This window comes from Flavobacterium commune, assembly GCF_001857965.1.
Classification (GTDB): domain Bacteria; phylum Bacteroidota; class Bacteroidia; order Flavobacteriales; family Flavobacteriaceae; genus Flavobacterium; species Flavobacterium commune.
On record NZ_CP017774.1, the window covers coordinates 2,498,318 to 2,518,374 of the forward strand.

A 20,057-nucleotide genomic window follows, 5' to 3' on the forward strand; every position below is an offset into this window, starting at 1 on the left:
ATTTATGATTTATAAAAAACTGAATGTTAATTGTTTGTTTTTTTAATAATCTATAAACTTGATTTATCACTTAATAAAAAAAAAACATCTATTAACTTTAATGATGTAACAATAATTCTACTATGTATGAAAAGAAAAATTAAAATAAAATTTGCAATTATTGCGGGTATAATTTTTTGCGGTCTAGGGTTTGCACAAAATCCAAAAGTCAGAATTGACAAGAATACACCTTATCAAAAAATTACCGGATTTGGTGGATTTGTAAATAGTCCACAATTTGGTTATAATCATATGTCAACAGCAGAAATTCAAAAAGTTTGGGGTGCAAATAGTGGGGCAGGTTATAATATTATGCGACTTTATATTCCTGAAAATAAGAGTAGTTGGAGTTCTGTGTTGGCTACTGCACAACTTGCAAAATCTATGGGACTTACCATTTTTGCAAGTCCTTGGACAATGCCTGCAGAATGGAAAACTAATAATCATATTAATGCAGTGTACGTAGATGCTAATGGTGTACAACAGATAGGATATCTAAAGCCAGAACATTATCAGGATTATGCTTTATATCTGGATGATTTTGTGACGTATCTTAAAAATAATGGGATAGAACTGGATTATATTTCTGTACAAAATGAACCAGATGAGAAGGCATTGTATCATGGATGTATATGGACTCCAGATCAGATTGCTACTTTTGTGAAAGACTATGGTCATCTTATCAATTGTAAAGTAATCGCACCCGAGAGTGTTGGTTTTTCAGATAATTATGCAAATGCTTTTTTGAAGCCTGAAGTAATGGCTAATTTTGAAGTATATGGAGGCCATCAGTATGGTGGAATGCAGTCTGTCTATAAGCAATTTCAGAATTATAACAAACAAATCTGGCAGACAGAGTATCTTATCAATTGGAACTCTTCTAGTGGTACTACGCCAAGAGATTTTGATTGGAATACAGATGGTTTTTCTTTTGCTAAAAGTGTAAATGATGCGTTATTGGGTAATATAAATGCCTGGATTCATTATGCTACAAAGCGTTTTTATGGGTTAATGGGGGATGGAACTAATGGTTCTGTTGATGGTGAAATTACTAAAAGAGGATATGTTCTTCAGCAATTAGCTAAAAATGTTACCGGAAAGACCAGAATCAATGCTATATGGACAGATGAAGGTTTTTTAAAAGGATCTTCATATATTTCTGAAGATGGAAATAAAATCGTTTTATTTGTATATAATACTGCATCTACACCTTCAACTTTGACAGTAGATTTACCATTTTATACCGTTTCAGGAACAAAAGCACTTACAAATGCTACAAGTGATTATACCATTTCTAATCTTACTTATAATGAACAAACTTTTCGTCCTGTTGTAACTGTAGATGCTTCTAGTGTTATGACTTTTATTTTTAATAAAAATAGCGAGAGATTACAATCTAATATGATTGGGGAAGATATCCATTATAATAAAATTGATGTTCAGCAAACTTCTAGTGCTACTTTTGGAACGGCTTATAAAATTAGTGGACAAACTAAAACATGGTCTAATCCAAATCCTTTATTTAGTTCGAATACTAACGGAACAAATGGTTATATTGCTTTGGATGACAGATATAGCAAATTGATAATGCATGTAAACAGTGCAACATCTGTTTCTAATCGCTATTCTGATAATACGACGCTTATTTATGTAAATGCCGCCGGAACAGTAAAGAGTAAAAATTACGGGCGGGTGACTTTTCCCGCTGCTGGGAGTTTTGACATTGTTTTAGATATTTCCACAGCAACATTGACCGATGGTATTAAAGGAATTATTAGCCTTACAAATTCCAATTATAGTTCAGTACTCACCATGAATTTTGGAGATGTCTATCTGAATATCGGTAATGAAAAAACTTCGAAATTCTCCGGAGTTTATTTCGATGATGATAGTAACTTGCTGGATGCTTTGACAAGTAGCTATAGTACTTCTCTCGATCTTCGTAATGTAACAGCAATTCCCCAAAGTAAAAATTGGTATCAATCAGCAGCAAATAAAAACAGTATTTATTATGTGCCTCAAGGTTATACAGGTCTTACAACGAATGTTATTGCAAACAACAATGCAAATTTACTTTCACTAGCTGATCAGAGTGGTGATTTTAGTGTACCTTTTAATTTTAATACCACTTCAGCTACTTATACTGGAGTTTTTGCAGGGTATAGAACTTTGACATTGCCTTTTGAAGCATCAATTCCCACAGGAGTTACTGCTTATAATATGGTTTCATCATCTGCAAATGTTTCTTGTACATCAATCAAAAACGGAATTATTCCTGCGAATACGCCTGTTTTAATTAGTGCAAATGGCACCTTTACTTTTACGGGAAGTGGAGCTGTTTCTACTCCTAAAAATCTCACAGTAAATAATTTTGTGCCTGTGTATATCAGCTACAAATCTCCTGTGAAAAGTTATGTTTTTAAAACAGTTAATGGTGTTTCGGGATTTTATACTGTAACAACTTCTTCTCTTTCAGATATGAATCCATTTACGGCATATATTACTTCCGAAAATTTATATACAGCAGAAGTTCTTCCTCTAAAATTTGATATATCAGATGATAATGATGCAGATGGTGTTCCAAATAATATAGATACATGTCCTAATACACCATCAGGTCAAACCGTAAATGCCAGCGGATGTGCTCAAAGTGAATTAGATGACGATGGAGATGGTGTTAAAAATAGTCTGGATATCTGTCCAAATACTCTATCAGGTCAAACTGTAAATTCTAGTGGATGTGCTCAGAGTCAATTGGATGATGATAGCGATGGTGTTAAAAATAGTATTGATATTTGTCCAAATACACCTAGCGGTCAGGCTGTTGATGCTAATGGGTGTATAGCTTTAGGATCAACAAATTATTCTATTGAAGTTGTTGGCGAAAGTTGTCCAAATAAAAATAATGGTCAAATTACAATTACTGCCAGTCAGAATTTGACTTATTCAGCAACTGTTAACGGAACCTCTAAAGCTTTTACAAATAAGATTTTAGCGTTAAATAATCTTGCTCCGGGGACTTATGATATATGTGTTGAGGCTTCAGGTGCAGCTTCAAAACAATGCTACTCTATTGTAATTCCTGCAAGTGCAGCTATAACAGCAAAAACGAGTTCTTCGTCGGATAAATTACACGTTGAAATTGAATCAGGAACAGCACCTTACCAAGTAAATGTTAATGGAGTTTTACAATTTGAAACCAATAATTCAAATTTTGATGTAGCAGTAAATTCCGGAGATGTTTTGGAAGTTTCAACTTCAAAATTATGTGAAGGAACATTAGTTAAAACGATTACACTTTTTGATTTAGTGAGAGCAGTTCCTAATCCTACAACTGGTCCGTTTGATATTTATTTACCTACTAATGACACCTCAGTAGAAATAGGAATTTATACGGTAAATGGAATTTTAATTTCTAAATCGGTTTACACTATTGAAAATGGTAAAGTGCATTTAGATTTAGGAAAAGAACCAACAGGTGTTTATTTTGTCAAAATTCAATCAAATCCTATAGAGACAATTAAAATTATTAAAAAGTAATTGAGATATGAAAAAAACAAGTTTATTTATTTTGAGTTTGATACTATTGGTTTCATGTAGTAGTGGTGGAGATGAGGGCGATGCCCAAACTCCACCGACTATTCCAGGTTTAGTTTATCCAACAAATAATTTGGTTTGTATAGACAATACAGTTGAATTGAAGTGGAATGCTTCATCTGATGCTCAAAATGATGCTATTACATATCAACTAGATGTTGCAACAGATAATGCTTTCACTAAAAATGTAGTTACTTCAACGACTACTATGCTGAGTAAGTCATTGTCTTTAGAGAAGGGTAAGTTTTATTATTGGCGGGTAAAAGCAATAGATTCTAACAATAAAGTTGGTAAATATTCTTCGGTATATACTTTTTTTACTGAAAATGAAGGAATAGTTAATCATTTACCGTTTATACCAGAAATAAAGACGCCGGTTTTGCATTCGAGTATTTCCGGTAGTACAACAACTTTAAGTTGGACAGCAGTAGATGCAGATAATGATAATTTGTCGTATGATGTGTATTTAGGAACTTCAAATCCACCTACTCAGAAAGTAGCTTCAGACTTATCTACTGCTACTTATGAAGTATCTTCATTAACACCTGGAACAAAGTATTATTGGAATATTGTTGTTAAAGATGGAAAAGGTGGAACTACAATTGGTCAAGTTTGGAGTTTTTCTAAACAATAAGATGATTTTTGCATAAAGGCTAAACATTCAGAAAAATAGACAACAATTGTAAAAAAAATGAAAAAAAACGCTTTCTTATTATTGATTTTGGTATCAATATTTTTTATAAATGATATTGAGGCTCAGACTACTGTAGCAGGAGCCTCAATTCCACCTGAAATAGAAAATCCCGAATTACTCGGCATAAACAAAGAACCCTATCACGCTACTTTGATGCCTTATGGCAATTTGAAAGAAGCTTTAGTGGCCAAACGACATGCATCATCATTTTGTCAGAGCCTTAATGGTGAGTGGAGATTCAATTGGGTTTCAACGCCTGAAAAACGTCCTGTCGATTTCTATAAGTCTGATTATGATGTTTCTGGTTGGAAAGAAATTGCTGTGCCTTCTAACTGGGAAGTAAAAGGATATGGTACACCTTTTTACAGAAATTTAGGTTATACTATCAAAAAAGATTTTCCACATGTAATGAGTGAACCAGAGAAATGGTACACATCATACAATGAGCGAAATCCTGTGGGAAGTTACCGCAGAGAATTTACAGTTCCTGCAGAATGGGAAGGTCGTCGTAATTTCATCACTTTTGATGGGGTTGATAGTGCTTTCTTTTTGTGGGTAAACGGTAAAAAAGTAGGTTTTAGTGTAAATAGTCGTAATGCAGCCGAATTTGATCTTACCAAATATCTAAAACCAGGTAAAAACATGATTGCTGTTGAAGTATATCAATACAGCTCAGGAACCTGGCTAGAAGACCAGGATATGTGGCGTTTGCACGGAATTTTTCGTAATGTGACGCTTTGGAGTGCTCCTCAGGTACATATTCGTGACTTTTTTGTGAAAACAGATTTGGATAAAGATTATAAAGATGCAACATTAGATGTATCTGCCAAAATTAAAAATTACAGTGATAAAACTGGAAAAGCGCAAACATTTACAGCTACACTTTACGACAAAGAGGGCAAAGAAATAGCCAAAGCAAGTGCAAATGGTTCTGCACTCAAATCCAATACAGAGCAGTTATTGAGTGTAAAAATTAAAGTAGCTAATCCATTAAAATGGACCGCTGAAACACCTAATCTATATACGGTTGTATTAACAAGTTCTGAAGGAGAAATACTTTCATCGAAAATAGGTTTCCGTAAGGTAGAAATCAAAGGAAGGGTTTTTATGGCTAATGGTGTACCAATTAAATTGAAGGGGGTAAATCGTCACGAGCATTGGTCAGATGTGGGCCATGCGGTTACCGAAGAGCAAATGATACGTGATTTGGAAGTTATTAAGCAAGGAAATTGTAACCACATCCGTACGAGTCATTATTCCAATGATCCACGCTGGTATGAATTGTGTGACGAGTGGGGAATCTGGTTGGTTGCTGAAGCTAATATGGAATACCATGGTTATGATACCCGATTTGATGAAGAACCAACAATAAAAGCAGCTATTATTGATCGTAATGTGGCTAATGTTGAAAATTTTAAAAATCATCCATCAGTAATCATCTGGTCATTAGGAAATGAAGGTGGTGGAATTAGCACAAATTTAAAAGCTGCTATGACTGAGGTAAAAAAGATTGATGATACCCGATTTGTTCACTATGAAAGATTTGGCACTGGTAAAAATAATCCTTCTGATCTCGATGGGCGAATGTATGGAACTGCAGAAGATTATGCCCGCATTGCTCAGGACAAAAATCTTACTAAACCCTTTTATATTTGTGAATTTGTTCATGCTATGTTTAATTCTATGGGTTCTCTTGATGAATACTCTCGAGTTTTCGATGAAAATCCTGAAATTTTAGGCGGTGCTATTTGGGAATTCCAAGATCAGGCATTGTGGAATAGGCGTGATCCAAACCATCCAATTTTGGCTTATGGTGGTGGTTTTGGCGAAAATCCAAATGACCATTATTTTATTCATAAAGGTGTGATTTCTTATGATCGTGCTACAGGAGGAAAAAATGTAAAACCACATTATCCTGAAATGAAGAAAGCATTCCAATGGATTGATACAAAACTTGCTGATCCAGTTAGTGGAGGAATTCAAATTAAAAATAAATATCAGTTTATTTCTCTGGATGGTTTTGACGCCACGTGGAGCCTGACCGAAAACGGTCAAGAAATTGATAATGGCAAAATTAGAATACGCCCTACATGGGGGAAAGGGAATTTTACTGGTAATATCTCTTATAAAATAGAGCATCCAAAAGCAGGTGCTGAATATTACCTACGTGTTTCATATAAGCTAAAAGAAAAGACACTCTGGGCAGATAAAGGCTTTGAAGTTGCAACAGAACAGTTTAAACTTCCTGTTAATACGCCACCAGCGGAAGAAATAAAAGTTACTCAACCCGTAAAACTGGTACAGAATTCTCAATCGGCAATTGTTTCAGGAAAAGATTTCTCTGTAAGTTTTGATAAGAAAACCGGCTTCATGAGTCAGTTAACTAAAAATGGTATTAATTTATTAACAGTTGATGGTGCTCCTAAATTGCATTTATGGCGTGCTTCTCACCGAAATGACGATGACTGGGCTTATAGACAATGGGAAAAGTATGGTGTAACTGCGCTCCAATATAAATTGGTGGATTTTAAAGTAGAAATTATTGACAAAGTTTCAGTGAAAATAACAGCTACAACAAAGGCAGATGGTAAAGAAGGTTTTGGAGTGTATCATACCGCAACTTATCTAGTTAAAGGAGATGGTTTGATAAAAGTGGATAATGATGTTCAATTTGTAGGTTTCCGAATTAATTTGGCTCGAATAGGTGTACGTATGTTACTTGATAAAAAACTGGATCGCATGTCATTTTTTGGTAGAGGACCATTCGAAAATTATTCGGATAGAAAAAGTTCTGCTGAAGTAGGTCTTTATGAATTAGGCGTAAATGAACAATACGAATACGAAAAACCGATGGAACGTGGAAATCATGAAGATGTCAGTTGGGCAAAATTAAGTGGTAAAGACATGCCTTCATTGATAGTAAAATCAGATGATAAATTAATGCAAGTGGCGGCGCTTCCTCATACTGATGAGCAAATGCATCCGGTGGAATATAAGATTGATTTACCAGCAAGTACTTCGACTGTATTTTGTCTTTCAACCAAAACACTTGGTGTAGGATCGGCTAGTTGTGGACCTAAACCACTTGAAGAATACCAGGTTTTTGCAGTGCCTACTTCATTTACTTACACTATTAACTTGTTTTAATTAAATATTAAATATGAAGAAGTACTTTTCAAGTTTTTTTACAATAAGTTGCATTTTTTTAGGAAGTTCAAATTTGAATGTCTAAAATAAGCTCTATTCAAATGAATTTTTTCTAGGCAACGTAAAGTTGCTGGATAATCTATCCAATTATTTGCAATCATCATAAATAACTAGTTTGAGTTTACCCTTTGGGCGTACTTATTTTTTAATTACGTTCAAAGGGTTTATTAATTTTAAAATCAGTCAGAATGAAATTATATAAATTATTTAGCATACAATTTGCTTTTTTGTTTTTGTTTTCCTGTTCAAAGGATGATACTCCAACCAAAACAGAACCTGTAAAAGAAGTCCCGGTTGAAGAAACCATTGCCTGGCCATTAGCAACTCCTAAATTAAAAGTAGTTGGTAAATATCTAAAAGATCCTTGTGGTAATATAATTAATATGCATGGTGTTGCCATGACTCCAAGTCCTTGGTTCAATGGGGGAGCTGTTGGCGAATGGCGTTGGAATAATTATGACGTAGCGGCATGTTTATCCTATAATAAAGCTGTAATGAATAAGTTATCTGATGCCAAACAAGGTTGGTATCTAAACTATGTGCGCTTGCATATAGACCCTTATTGGACAAACAATTTAGGGGTTTCAGGTATTCAGGAAAATGATATTTCTCAATTTAATGTTGAAAGATTTAAATCGGCAATTGATAATGTTATTCTTCCGCTTATTGCACATGCAAAAACCAGAGGAATGTATATCATTTTGCGTCCACCTGGTGTTTGTCCTGAGCATATAGCAGTAGGTGATGCTTATCATGATTATTTAAAAGTAATTTGGGATTATATATCGAAACATCCTTCTTTAAAAAATTCAGATCACGTGATGTTTGAATTAGCAAATGAACCTATAAGAATAAAACTTCCCGATGGTACTTATGGAGCCAATACCCAAGCTCACTTTGATCAGTTGAAATTGTTTTTTCAACCCATTGTCGATATGATTAGAACGAATGGTGCCAATAATATTCTTTGGATTCCAGGTTCTGGTTGGCAATCACAATATAAAGGCTATGCAGTTAATCCTATTGCAGGAGAGAATATAGGCTATGCTGTACATATCTATCCGGGATATTGGGGAAAAGACAATAATAGCCCTTCATTGTTTAGAGCCAATTGGAATGAAAACATAAAACCTGTTGCAGATATAGCGCCAATCGCTATTACAGAAATTGATTGGGGACCAGAGAAATATGCAGTTTGGGGAAAAGGAGGAGTAACTGGAACCGCAGGAGGATGGGGTTTTGGTGCTAATTTTAAAGTGCTGACTGATGAATCTGGCAACGTAAGCTGGAATGTTTTATCCCCGGAAAATCTTATCGATAAAGGATCTGTCAACGGAGGTATTGCTTATGATAATGATCCACAGGCATGTGCAAATCCAGTGAATAAATGGTTTAAAGAATATGCTAAAAAGATGGTTATTTGCAATTAATGTTAAATTGTAGTGTAGTGAATCTTGTAGTAAAAGAGAATCTATCTTTATTAAGGCTGCCCTTTCGGGCAGCCTTTTTTAGGCTTATGTAGTACCTTATAATTTATCCATAAAAAAACCGTCAAATTTTACTTTTGACGGTTTCGTTTTTTATTTCAGTCCCGAAAGTCCCGATAGCTATCGGAATCGGGGCGAATTATTTTCTTTTAATAACTCTTTCTACAGCTTCAACAATCGCTTGATTGTTTAATTTGTATTTTTCCATTAATTGTTCAGGAGTACCTGATTCACCAAAACTATCTCTAACAGCTACAAATTCTTGTGGAGTAGGATGGTGTAAAGCTAATACACCTGCAATACTTTCTCCAAGACCACCAAGGTAGTTGTGCTCTTCAGCAGTTACGATACATTTTGTTTTAGCTACCGATTTCAAAATAGCTTCAGCGTCTAATGGTTTAATGGTGTGGATGTTGATTACTTCGGCAGAAATTCCTTTTTCTTCTAGTTTTTCAGCAGCAATTAAAGCCTCCCAAACCAAGTGACCTGTAGCAACAATAGTTACATCAGTGCCTTCGTTTAACATGATTGCTTTTCCAATTACGAATGGCTCGTCGGCAGGAGTAAAGTTAGGTACAACCGGACGTCCAAAACGCAGGTAAGCAGGACCGTGGTGATCAGCAAGTGCAATTGTAGCCGCTTTTGTTTGGTTGTGGTCACAAGTGTTGATAACAGTCATTCCAGGTAACATTTTCATCAAACCGATATCTTCAAGGATTTGGTGCGTAGCTCCATCTTCTCCTAAAGTTAATCCGGCGTGAGAAGCACAGATTTTTACGTTTTTATCAGAGTAAGCAACCGATTGACGAATTTGGTCATAAACCCTTCCTGTAGAGAAGTTAGCGAAAGTTCCTGTAAAAGGAATTTTTCCACCAATAGTTAATCCTGCAGCAATTCCAATCATGTTTGCCTCAGCAATACCGATTTGGAAAAAACGCTCTGGGTGATTTTTCTTGAAATCATCAAATTTTAACGATCCAATTAAATCTGCACAAAGTGCTACTACATTTTCATTTTTCTGACCTAATTCAGTCATACCCACTCCAAAACCTGAACGGGTATCTTTACTTCCTGTATTTATATATTTTTTCATTTTCCTCCCCCAACCCCTCCGAAGGAGGGGAGTTCCTATTGGGGTAATAGGGTTTATGTTATTTATTAATTTTGATATTCCTCCCCTTTGGGGAGGTTAGGAGGGGATTAGTAATCTGAATTGCCTCCAGTATTATAATTTTGTCCTAACGCGTTTTCAAGTTGAGCATCGTTAGGTGCTTTACCGTGCCAAGCATGACTGTACATCATGTAATCAACTCCATTACCCATTTCAGTGTGTAGTAATACACAAACTGGTTTCCCTTTTCCAGTTCTTGCTTTTGCTTCAGCCATTCCTCCAATGATAGCTTCAACATCATTTCCTTTAGTGATTTCAACCACTTCCCAGTCAAAAGCTTCAAATTTAGCACGAAGACTTCCCATTGCTAAAACTTCGTCAGTAGTACCGTCAATTTGTTTTCCGTTAAGGTCAACAGTTGCAATTAAGTTATCTACTCCTTTAGCAGAAGCATACATAATAGCTTCCCAGTTTTGACCTTCCTGTAATTCACCATCACCGTGAAGTGTGTAAATAATATGTTTGTCGTTGTTTAGTTTTTTAGCTTGCGCTGCTCCAATTGCTACTGATAATCCTTGACCTAGAGAACCAGATGCAATACGTACTCCCGGCAAGTTGTCATGAGTAGTTGGGTGTCCTTGCAATCTTGAATTTAACAAACGGAAAGTTGCCAATTCTGAAACTGGAAAATAACCGCTTCTTGCCAGAACACTATAAAAAACAGGAGAGATGTGTCCGTTTGATAAGAAGAATAAATCTTCACCAATACCGTCCATATCCCAACCTTCTTTGCGGTCCATTATGTTTTGATATAAGGCTACCAAAAATTCAGTACAGCCTAGAGAGCCTCCCGGGTGACCTGAATTAACAGCGTGAACCATTCGAAGGATGTCTCTTCTTACTTGGATAATTAAATCGTTTAATTGTTGAGTGTTAGGTTTCATTTTATTTTTTTAGGATTAATCTCTTTAGATTTATTTTACCCAAACGCTACTTTTTTGCAATAGAAAGTCTCCAACACCAATTTTTTTATAAATTGATGTTTAATGGAATCCATATATATTAAGATTATTTACTTTGAGAAAGTAGTGATACAAAAAAAGGGTAAAACAATAATAAACAGAAAACTAGTGTTTTTATTTTTTTGAAATTTAGAAGTTTATTCCAGATACGGATTTATTGGAATTATTGTATCGTCTTCATTGTACGTAATTTCAGTTACTTTAATAGATCTCAAATGAGTTACTCCTTTAGAAAGGCTGGAATCATGATAAAATAAATACCATTTTCCTTCCACTTCGCAAATAGAGTGATGTGAGGTCCATCCAATTACGGGTTTAAGAATTATTCCTTGGTAGGTAAAAGGACCGTAAGGATTATCACCGGTTGCATAACAAATAAAATGAGTGTCACCGGTAGAGTAGGAGAAGTAATATTTTCCATTGTATTTATGTACCCATGAAGCTTCAAAAAAACGTCTTTCATTATCTCCTGCTAAAATTTCTTCGCCGTTTTCATCCAGAATTTTGATTTCTTTAGGTTCTTCGGCAAATTCCTTCATGTCATCTGTTAATAAGGCAACAATTGGTCCCAGAGCAGCTTCATCGGCTGAAGGTTCTTCGTTTTCTTCAGCATATTTGTTGTTTCTGTATTTTTGAAGTTGACCTCCCCAAATTCCGCCAAAATACATGTAATATTTACCATCTTCGTCTTCAAAAACGGCTGGATCAATAGAGTAACTTCTATTGATGGCTTCGGGTTCTGGTAAAAAAGGACCTATTGGTGAATCACTAATAGCTACTCCAATTTGGAAAATTCCATTGGCACGTTTGGCTGGGAAATACAAATAGTATTTTCCGTTTTTATGAGCAGCATCAGGAGCCCACATCTGTCTTTCCGCCCAAGGGACATCGTCTACATGCAATGCTAATCCGTTATCTACAGCTTCGGAAGTAACACTTTCCATTGATATAACGTGATAGTCTTCCATTCCAAAATGATCTCCATTATCATTGAAAGGTATTCCTGCATCAATATCATGGGATGGGTAAATATAAATTTTACCATTAAATACATGAGCCGAAGGATCTGCGGTGTATATATTGGATACTAATGGTTGTGATATAGCTGTTTTTGCTAATTCATTAAAGTCTATATGTTTTATACTTTCTTCTGGCATTTTATTTAATTTTATTGTGATGCAAAATGATTAAGCTCTTCTTCCTTTTAAATCCGATTCTATTTGAACTTCCATTTTTTTATTGATTTCATAGAAAAACAATAGTCCAACTCCTATCATAAAAGGAATGGCAGGAAATACGCTTACTAATAATTTTATTCCGTTTATAGCCGTTGCGGATTGTTCTAATGAGTTTGGGGTATAGTTAAAATAACCCAATAATGAAGTTGTTAAGGCTCCGCCAATGCTCAATCCCGCTTTTAACCCAACCATCATTGCTGAAAATATAATAGCAGTAGCACGACGATTGTTTTTCCATTCTGAATAATCGGCAACATCAGCAATCATGGCCCAAAGAAGCGGTATGGTAATACCGTAGAAAAATCCGTGAAAAATTTGGGAAATAAACATCAGGGAAACCGATTGCGGAGAGAAAAAATAAAAAGCAATAATGAATAAGGTTGAGATAAAAAGGAAAAATCCAAAAATGTCTCTTTTGCCATATTTATCGGCTAATCTTTTTGACAAAGTAATTCCAACAATCATAAAAATGATACCACCGGCATTGAACAATCCGAAACCGGCAGAAATAGGATCTTCACCAAATTGATTCAATCCAATGGAGTTTAAAACGTCCAAAATAGGTTGGATGACAATGGCTAATTCTTGTTTATCTACATAATTTTCAAAATAATAAACATAAGCTCCACCTTTCATCGCGAGTGTGATAAATACTAACGTGGTTAGTGATAGCATAATTAACCATGGCTTATTTTTTACTAAATCGGCTAAGTCTTCACCAACACTTGATTTTTGTTCTGGTTTAGGAATAATTCGTTCTTTGGTAGTAAAAAATGTAATTAAAAGCATGATGGTTCCCACAATAGCTAACACAGTCATTACTTTTTCGATACCAATGGCTTTATCACCATTTCCTGCACTTTTAATGATTCCGAGCATGAAAACCTGCACGAAAAACTGAGCAAACATAACAGCAACAAAACGATAAGACGAAAGACTGTTGCGATCTCCCATATCACCAGTGATAACACCACTTAAAGCGGAATAGGGAAGGTTGTTACCTGCATAAAATAAGAGTAATAAAGTATAAGTTATAACAGCATAAATCACTTTGCCTTTGTATGAAAAATCAGGAGTAGTAAAAGCCAGTAAAGCAATGACTCCTAAAGGAACTGCAGTCCATAAAATCCAAGGGCGAAATTTCCCCCATTTGGAATTCGTTCTGTCAGCTATGGCGCCTATAATTGGATTAAAGATAAAAGCAGCTACTAATCCAACGCTTAACATAATTATTGACGAATCGGAAGGAGACAGACCGTATATATCCGTATAAAAGTAAGCAAGATAAGTCATCAAGGTTTGGAAAACCAAGTTGGCAGCAAGGTCTCCCAAGCTGTATCCAATTTTTTCTTTTATGGATAATTTTTGTGAAATAGATGTCATTTAATTTTTTGTTTTAGTAGGTGGATTTATTTTTTTGCTTTCAAAGAGATAACGCTTTCATAGGCTTTCTTAGGTTGTAAATTCGTATCGAATAATAATGGATAATCTGTTCTTCCTTTAATAGGAAAATCGTTTAACCAGGATTGAGTATCATTAACTCCCCAAAATGTAACTCTGCTTATTTTGTCTTTGTGTTTTAAAAATAATTTAAAGATGTCGTTATAGCGTTGAGCAAGTTTAACCTGCATAGAATCGGGTAAGCTTTTAGGATAGGGATTCATTTTTTCGTTATTCTCAAATCTTTGGCTTATTTCAGCACCTTGTAATCCATAAGGGCTTGGAAGTACAGAAATATCTAATTCAGAGAAAGATACTTTTACTCCAAGAGTAGAAAAATCTAAAATAGTTTGTTCAATTTCTTCAAGAGTGGGTGTGTCTAAATGCCAATGACCTTGTTCTCCAACTCCGTCAATTTTAACTCCGTTTTTTTGAAGATTTTTTACCAATTCAACAGCTCCTTGTCTTTTTTTAGCATTGCATAGATTGTAATCATTATAATATAATTCTACTTTTGAGTCTATTTCAGCTGCTGTTTTAAAGGCATGAGTAATAAAATCTTTTCCGTAAGTTTTTAAAAAGACTGATTTTCTTAATGAACCATCCTCATTAAGTGCTTCATTAACAACATCCCAGGAGTCAATTTTTCCTTTGTATTTTTTTACTACAGTAGTAATATGATTGGTTAGCATTTTAGCCATACTTGCGCTGTCTTTTATTTTTGACATCCAGGGAGCTAATTGACTATGCCATACCAAGGTATGACCATGAATAAACATTTTGTGTTTTTGTCCAAAAGCGACATACTTATCACTTACATCAAAATCAAACTTATTTTCTTCGGGTTGAAGAAACATTGATTTCATAATGTTTTCGGGAGTGATACTGTTGAATTCTTTTGAAATTAGATTAGTTACTTTAGGATTCTTTTCTTCAATTTGATTAATATCTAAGGCTGTTCCAATGTAAAAATCACCCTTGTATGCATTTTTAAGAGAATTTTTTGCTGCAGATTGGCTATTGATTTTATTGTTACAACTACTTAACGCAAGTATTGCCGAGAAGAAGAATAAAAAGGATTTGGTTGGTTTCATATTTTTTGATTTTATATTTTTTTGATTAATTTTTTATGTTTGAACTCTCAGAAGGACAGAGAAGGGTTGGTTTTAATTCGCTTTTTTCTGTTTCGATAATAATTTTTTGAAGTACTAAACCTTCATCCATTCGATAATAATTTAAGGTATGATTTCCTGCTTTATCTATTTTAAATTCAGTTGTAATAATTTTGATGTTGTTAGTAACATTTTTGTCCCAATTCTTTGTCACTTTTCCATTATAATCAAAAATAATTGGGTCTGAAGCATAGTTTACTTTGGTTGGACTTTCGTTGTCAAATGATAATCCATAATACATGCCTTCTCTTGTAGAATAATTGATTGTAGGAGAAAAATGCATTTGAACTTTTACTATTCCTGTATTCTTAAGATGAACATTATAAGATAGTTTTGGAGAATTTTCATTCAGTTCTACCCGTCCTTTTTTGATAGGTGATGAAATTACAGCTCCATCGGTTTTTCCTAAATTAGGAACTATTTTCCATTTAAAAGATTCCGGTTCGTATTTATTGGAAAAATTTACCGCTTTGATAACGATGTATCCATTATTTTCAACAAAACCTTTAGCATTATCTGTTTTAGTATTGTTTATTTTGATATTGATTGGAATTTCTTTTCCAGCTCCTGATATCACTGCAGCAGCTGTTTGACTGCCTTGAGGTGCTTTTTTCCAGTCTATTTCTACAAATATTCTTTCCTGTTTGCCAATGTTTCCTTTGGTTTTAGAAAATTTTATCCAATTTGATTTTGATGTAATTTTAAAGTCAAAAGGCGTCGTACCTCTGTTGAAAATATCAATGTAAGAAGTGCTGTTTTCAGAAGAATTAAAGCTTGGCAATACTGCTTTTTCTGTTGCATTTGGCCACCAATTTGTTGAACCTTCAATGGCAACTCCTAATTCAGCTTTAACAGGGACTTCAATAGTTTTAGTGTTAGGAATAATATTTGTTTTTGGGTCCTGCCAATTTTTATATCCAATATGCGTTTGGGACATCATGTGATTCCATTTTCCATTCGCCATTGTTTTATGATAATAGCTCGAAAGTTCAGCATCTTTATCAAATAACGTTTTTACTTTCTCAGCATATTCATTGGTTGCTGCTCTACCTTGACTAGCATACAAATTGTTCTTTGCTGTGGTAACATACAATTCATTTAAATTGGCGCTGGCCAAAACAGGATATAAAATCAATTGGTAAAAAGCATCTTTGTATTCCGGTTTAAGCTGTGCATTGATTTCTTGTGCTTTTTGAGCCAATTTATTATAGTCTGAAACTACATTTTCAGCTTCATTATAATGGATTAAACTATAGCTGGAAGGATCTAATAGTTCTGGTTTTCTATTGGCATTGTATTTAGAATACATCTTTAATAGATTGGCAATTTCTTCGGTATTTTGTCCTCCAAAATTATCCTTTGACCATTGCAAATAATAGTCATTTAAATTGGTTTCATTCCAGTATTCCGGATTCCACGCATAATCTAAGAAGAATTCGATAGGGAATTCCATTGGTTTTATATCTCCCACATTTACAATCCAGACTTTATCAACACCATGTTCATATGCCAGATGCATTTGTTCCCAGGTACGTTCTATTTGGTTAGAATTAATCCATTTGTAACTTCTTGGACCTCCCACGTAATCAAAATGATAGTAAATTCCATAGCCACCTTTTCTAGGTTTTGCATCCAGTGCAGTTAATTTTCTTAGGTTTCCCCAGTTGTCGTCACACAACAATAAAGTAACGTCATCAGGCACTTTCATTCCTTTGTCATAATACTCCTGAACTTCTTTGTACAAAGCCCAGATTTGAGGTGTTTCTTCCGCTGGTTTTTTAGTGACATTGGTTATAATTTCACGTTGAGTCTTAACAATGTTTTCTAATAAATCAATAGCGGTTCCTTCAGTCATGGGTTCGTCACCATCGCCACGCATACCAATAGTTACCAAGGTTTCCTTATTTCCCATTCGCTCCATTCCAGCAGTCCAGAATTTCTTTAAACCTTCTGGATTTTTATTAAAATCCCATACTCCATTAACAGACTTATTCCATTCTTGATGCGCTTTTGCTAAAGGTTCGTGATGAGAAGTTCCCATAACAATTCCATATTCGTCAGCCAGAATTCCGTTTTGAGGATCATCGGCATAAAATTTTTCGCCCCACATGGCTGGCCACAAATAATTTCCTTTCATTCTAAGGATTAATTCAAAAACCTTATCGTAGAATTTAGCATTAAATTTTCCGTAATTCTGACGAACCCAACCCGTAAGGGCAGGAGCTTCATCATTGATAAAAATACCGCGGTATTTTACTTTTGGTTCTCCCAAAGTATGAACGCCAGGAAGTACGTGTAATTCCGATTGTTTTTTTGAAGGAACATCAGCCCAAAATCCCCAAGGCGAAACGCCAATTTGATTAGAAAGATCATAAATTCCATAGATAGTTCCTCTTTTGTCTGAACCAGCAATCACTAATGCTTTTTGAACTCCCGCAATAGGATTATTGACAACTTGAGTGGTGAATTTTTCCCATTTTCCTTGCAGTTGACTGGTATCAATTTTGCCTTCTCGGGCTAGTTGATCAATGATAGGACTTTTACCTAAAGTACCAATAATTACAACGTAGTTTTCGGTACTGCTTTTATTGATAATATTTGGTGAAATACTAGTTACTAAACGAATGTCATTTTGAAGATGATTCACCACACGCAATACTCCCGGGAAATCTACATCACTTACTAGTAGAGAAGCTACTTTTCCATTCGAAGCCAAAGGAAAACTTTCTTTAGAAGCTTTATTGGTTACATATTTATTTGGATTAATGGCATAGCCAATGTTCATTATTGAAAACAATAATAGCGCTAGAAATGTATTTTTTTGAATTGAAAATCTCATTATTTATGCTGTTTTCTTTATTAATTCCCTGGTGCAAATGGAAATTTTAATGATTTAAAATAATTTAATGTTTGGGTTGGTTTTTCAACTGATTTAGGTAATTCTTTTCCAGAGTATTGTTGAAAATACAACAGGCAGGCATCACGCCACCATTTGGCTTCTTTATGCTGAATATTGAGCAACATTTGAACTTCTTTAAATCTCACTTGGTCAACATACTGTTCCATTTTATTCCAGGTTGTATTCATTGATTCCACTTGATTTACACCTTCCTGGTATTTTAATGCTAAAGAATTCCAAAGCGTTTCACCATTTTTCAATTTATAATCCCAGGATATATGATGAAACCACAACAGATCTTTTTCTGGACAGTTTGCTACATCATCAAATATTTTAGCCACTTCAGGACTATACTGTGCGGTTGCATTGCTTCCTGTTTTAGAACGGTCAAATCCGATTCCTTTGGTATCAGCTTTGTGATAATAAGTAGGATTCCAATCGGGTCTGGATAAATTACTTACCCAAGGTCCTGGACCATAATGATGACCAGTATCCATAATATGATGTAAGCCCAAAGGAGTCATATAATTTACTACAGCTTCTCTGGATTCTAGCATCATTTCTTTTACAGGTTTTATAAATTTTTCGTCGTTCGAAAAAGTCATTCGCAACCAGTCTTCAGCGATAGTTTCCGAGTCTTGATACGGATTCCAGGCCAGTCGTCCAAATCCATACCAATTAGCTTGTGCAAAAGGATGTCCTGTCCAGTTAATATCATTTCCAATATTAGCCACTCCAGCTATTCCTGAAATTTTATGGTTGTCTACTGTTCCGTCAATTATTTTGGCAACAGTAGAGCCTTTGCCTTTACTATACGTATCAGATTCTAAGACTTCCTGGTATAATTTCGGCAGATATACTAAATGCGTACTGAATCCTAAATATTCCTGAGTGATTTGGAATTCCATCATCAAAGGAGTTTTAGGCATTGCGCCAAACATTGGATGAAAAGGTTCTCTGGGTTGAAAATCAATCGCTCCATTTTTTACCTGAACAATTACGTTATTTCTGAATTGACCATCATAAGGAACAAATTCGCTATAAGCCTGTTTTGCTCTGTCGTTAACATCGTGTTCTGAATAAACAAAGGCTCTCCACATTACAATTCCTCCAAACGGAGCAACAGCATCAGCAAGCATATTTGCACCATCAACGTGATTTCGACCATAATTTTGTGGACCAGGTTGCCCTTCAGAATTTGCTTTTACCAAGAATCCACCAAAATCGGGAATTCTAGCATAAATTTCTGCTGCTTTTTCTTTCCACCAATTTTTAACGGCAGCATCAAATGGATCAGCAGTTTTTAATCCTCCAATTTCTATTGGTGCCGAAAAACGAGCCGTTAAATATACCTTTATTCCATAAGGTCTGAACACTTTGGCTAAAGCCTCGACTTTTTCCAAATATTGAGGTGTTAATATCAAAGCATTGGCATTTACATTATTAATAACTGTGCCGTTGATCCCGATAGAAGCATTGGCGCGGGCATAATCAATATAACGTTGGTCAATAAAATCAGGCAGTTTTTGCCAGTTCCAAAGCGAAAATCCAGCATAACCTCTTTCGACTGTTCGATCTAAATTATCCCAATGATTCAGCATTCGGATGTTTATTCGAGGAGAATCAGTAATTGCTAGATTTTCAATCTGTTGATTGGTTTGAAGTAATTTTAAAAAATTAAAAACTCCGTATAAAACTCCTATATCTGTTTTTGCCGTAATTAGGATATGTTTTTTATTTTTTAATTGAATGGTTTTTATAATATATCCTTCATTATTAATCAAGTCAAACTCACTTTTTACATTTTTAAGCACAGCTTCATCTAAAGAAGATTGATTGCCTAAAATCAACATGTTTTCAGTATTCGTGTTTTTTTGAAGAGTAATTTGATGACCTATTAAACCAGAAAGACCCAATTGTATTTCTTTTATTGCAGTCTGAATAGTTTCAGAATTACCTAAGGCAACAATTCCATTAATTTTTGAATGATAATTTGTTGCTATTTTAGTGTCTTGCACTTTTTTGTACTGAAGCCACAATTTATAATCCTCCTGTGCAGACATATTAAATGGAGCTATCAAAAAAGATAGTTGCAATAGGATATATAGAAATAATGGCTGATTCATTTAGTATTGATTTTATATAACGATT

Annotated in this window: 11 protein-coding genes; 4 read left to right on the forward strand and 7 right to left on the reverse strand. The window is 34.7% G+C overall.

What is annotated here, in order from left to right; genetic code table 11:
• Positions 1–126: 126 nt before the first annotated feature.
• The 4 genes from BIW12_RS10445 to BIW12_RS10460 all read left to right on the forward strand — a co-directional run bounded on the left by BIW12_RS10445 (position 127) and on the right by BIW12_RS10460 (position 8,967).
• Positions 127–3,579, forward strand: coding sequence for a thrombospondin type 3 repeat-containing protein (locus BIW12_RS10445; protein ID WP_071185064.1), 3,453 nt, complete (start codon positions 127–129; stop codon positions 3,577–3,579).
• Positions 3,580–3,586: 7 nt separating this feature from the next.
• Positions 3,587–4,270 (forward strand): fibronectin type III domain-containing protein, encoded by a 684-nt coding sequence (locus tag BIW12_RS10450; RefSeq protein ID WP_071185065.1) that lies wholly within the window; start codon positions 3,587–3,589, stop codon positions 4,268–4,270.
• 57 nt (positions 4,271–4,327) lie between these two features.
• The gene (locus BIW12_RS10455; RefSeq protein WP_071185066.1) at positions 4,328–7,477 is read left to right on the forward strand and encodes a glycoside hydrolase family 2 TIM barrel-domain containing protein; all 3,150 of its coding nucleotides are present in this window, start codon (positions 4,328–4,330) and stop codon (positions 7,475–7,477) included.
• 248 nt (positions 7,478–7,725) lie between these two features.
• A complete protein-coding gene (locus tag BIW12_RS10460; protein ID WP_071185067.1) occupies positions 7,726–8,967 on the forward strand; it encodes a cellulase family glycosylhydrolase in 1,242 nt (413 codons plus the stop codon).
• 196 nt (positions 8,968–9,163) lie between these two features.
• Here the strand turns inward: BIW12_RS10460 and BIW12_RS10465 are convergent, their stop codons facing one another.
• From BIW12_RS10465 to BIW12_RS10495, 7 genes are all read right to left on the reverse strand, one after another.
• Positions 9,164–10,117, reverse strand: a complete 954-nt coding sequence (locus tag BIW12_RS10465) for a transketolase family protein (RefSeq protein ID WP_071185068.1) — start codon at positions 10,115–10,117, stop codon at positions 9,164–9,166.
• A gap of 107 nt (positions 10,118–10,224) precedes the next feature.
• Complete coding sequence (locus BIW12_RS10470; RefSeq protein ID WP_071185069.1) at positions 10,225–11,079, reverse strand: transketolase; 855 nt, start codon at positions 11,077–11,079, stop codon at positions 10,225–10,227.
• Positions 11,080–11,294: 215 nt separating this feature from the next.
• Positions 11,295–12,314: a glycoside hydrolase family 43 protein gene (locus BIW12_RS10475; protein WP_071185070.1), complete on the reverse strand. Its 1,020-nt coding sequence runs from the start codon at positions 12,312–12,314 to the stop codon at positions 11,295–11,297.
• Positions 12,315–12,344: 30 nt separating this feature from the next.
• Positions 12,345–13,778, reverse strand: a complete 1,434-nt coding sequence (locus BIW12_RS10480) for an MFS transporter (protein ID WP_071185071.1) — start codon at positions 13,776–13,778, stop codon at positions 12,345–12,347.
• 26 nt (positions 13,779–13,804) lie between these two features.
• Positions 13,805–14,929 (reverse strand): endo-1,4-beta-xylanase, encoded by a 1,125-nt coding sequence (locus BIW12_RS10485; RefSeq protein WP_071185072.1) that lies wholly within the window; start codon positions 14,927–14,929, stop codon positions 13,805–13,807.
• Positions 14,930–14,954: 25 nt separating this feature from the next.
• The gene (locus BIW12_RS10490) at positions 14,955–17,792 is read right to left on the reverse strand and encodes a glycosyl hydrolase 115 family protein (protein ID WP_071186322.1); all 2,838 of its coding nucleotides are present in this window, start codon (positions 17,790–17,792) and stop codon (positions 14,955–14,957) included.
• Between the two features lie 74 nt (positions 17,793–17,866).
• Complete coding sequence (locus tag BIW12_RS10495) at positions 17,867–20,032, reverse strand: alpha-glucuronidase family glycosyl hydrolase (protein WP_071185073.1); 2,166 nt, start codon at positions 20,030–20,032, stop codon at positions 17,867–17,869.
• Between the last annotated feature and the right edge of the window lie 25 nt (positions 20,033–20,057).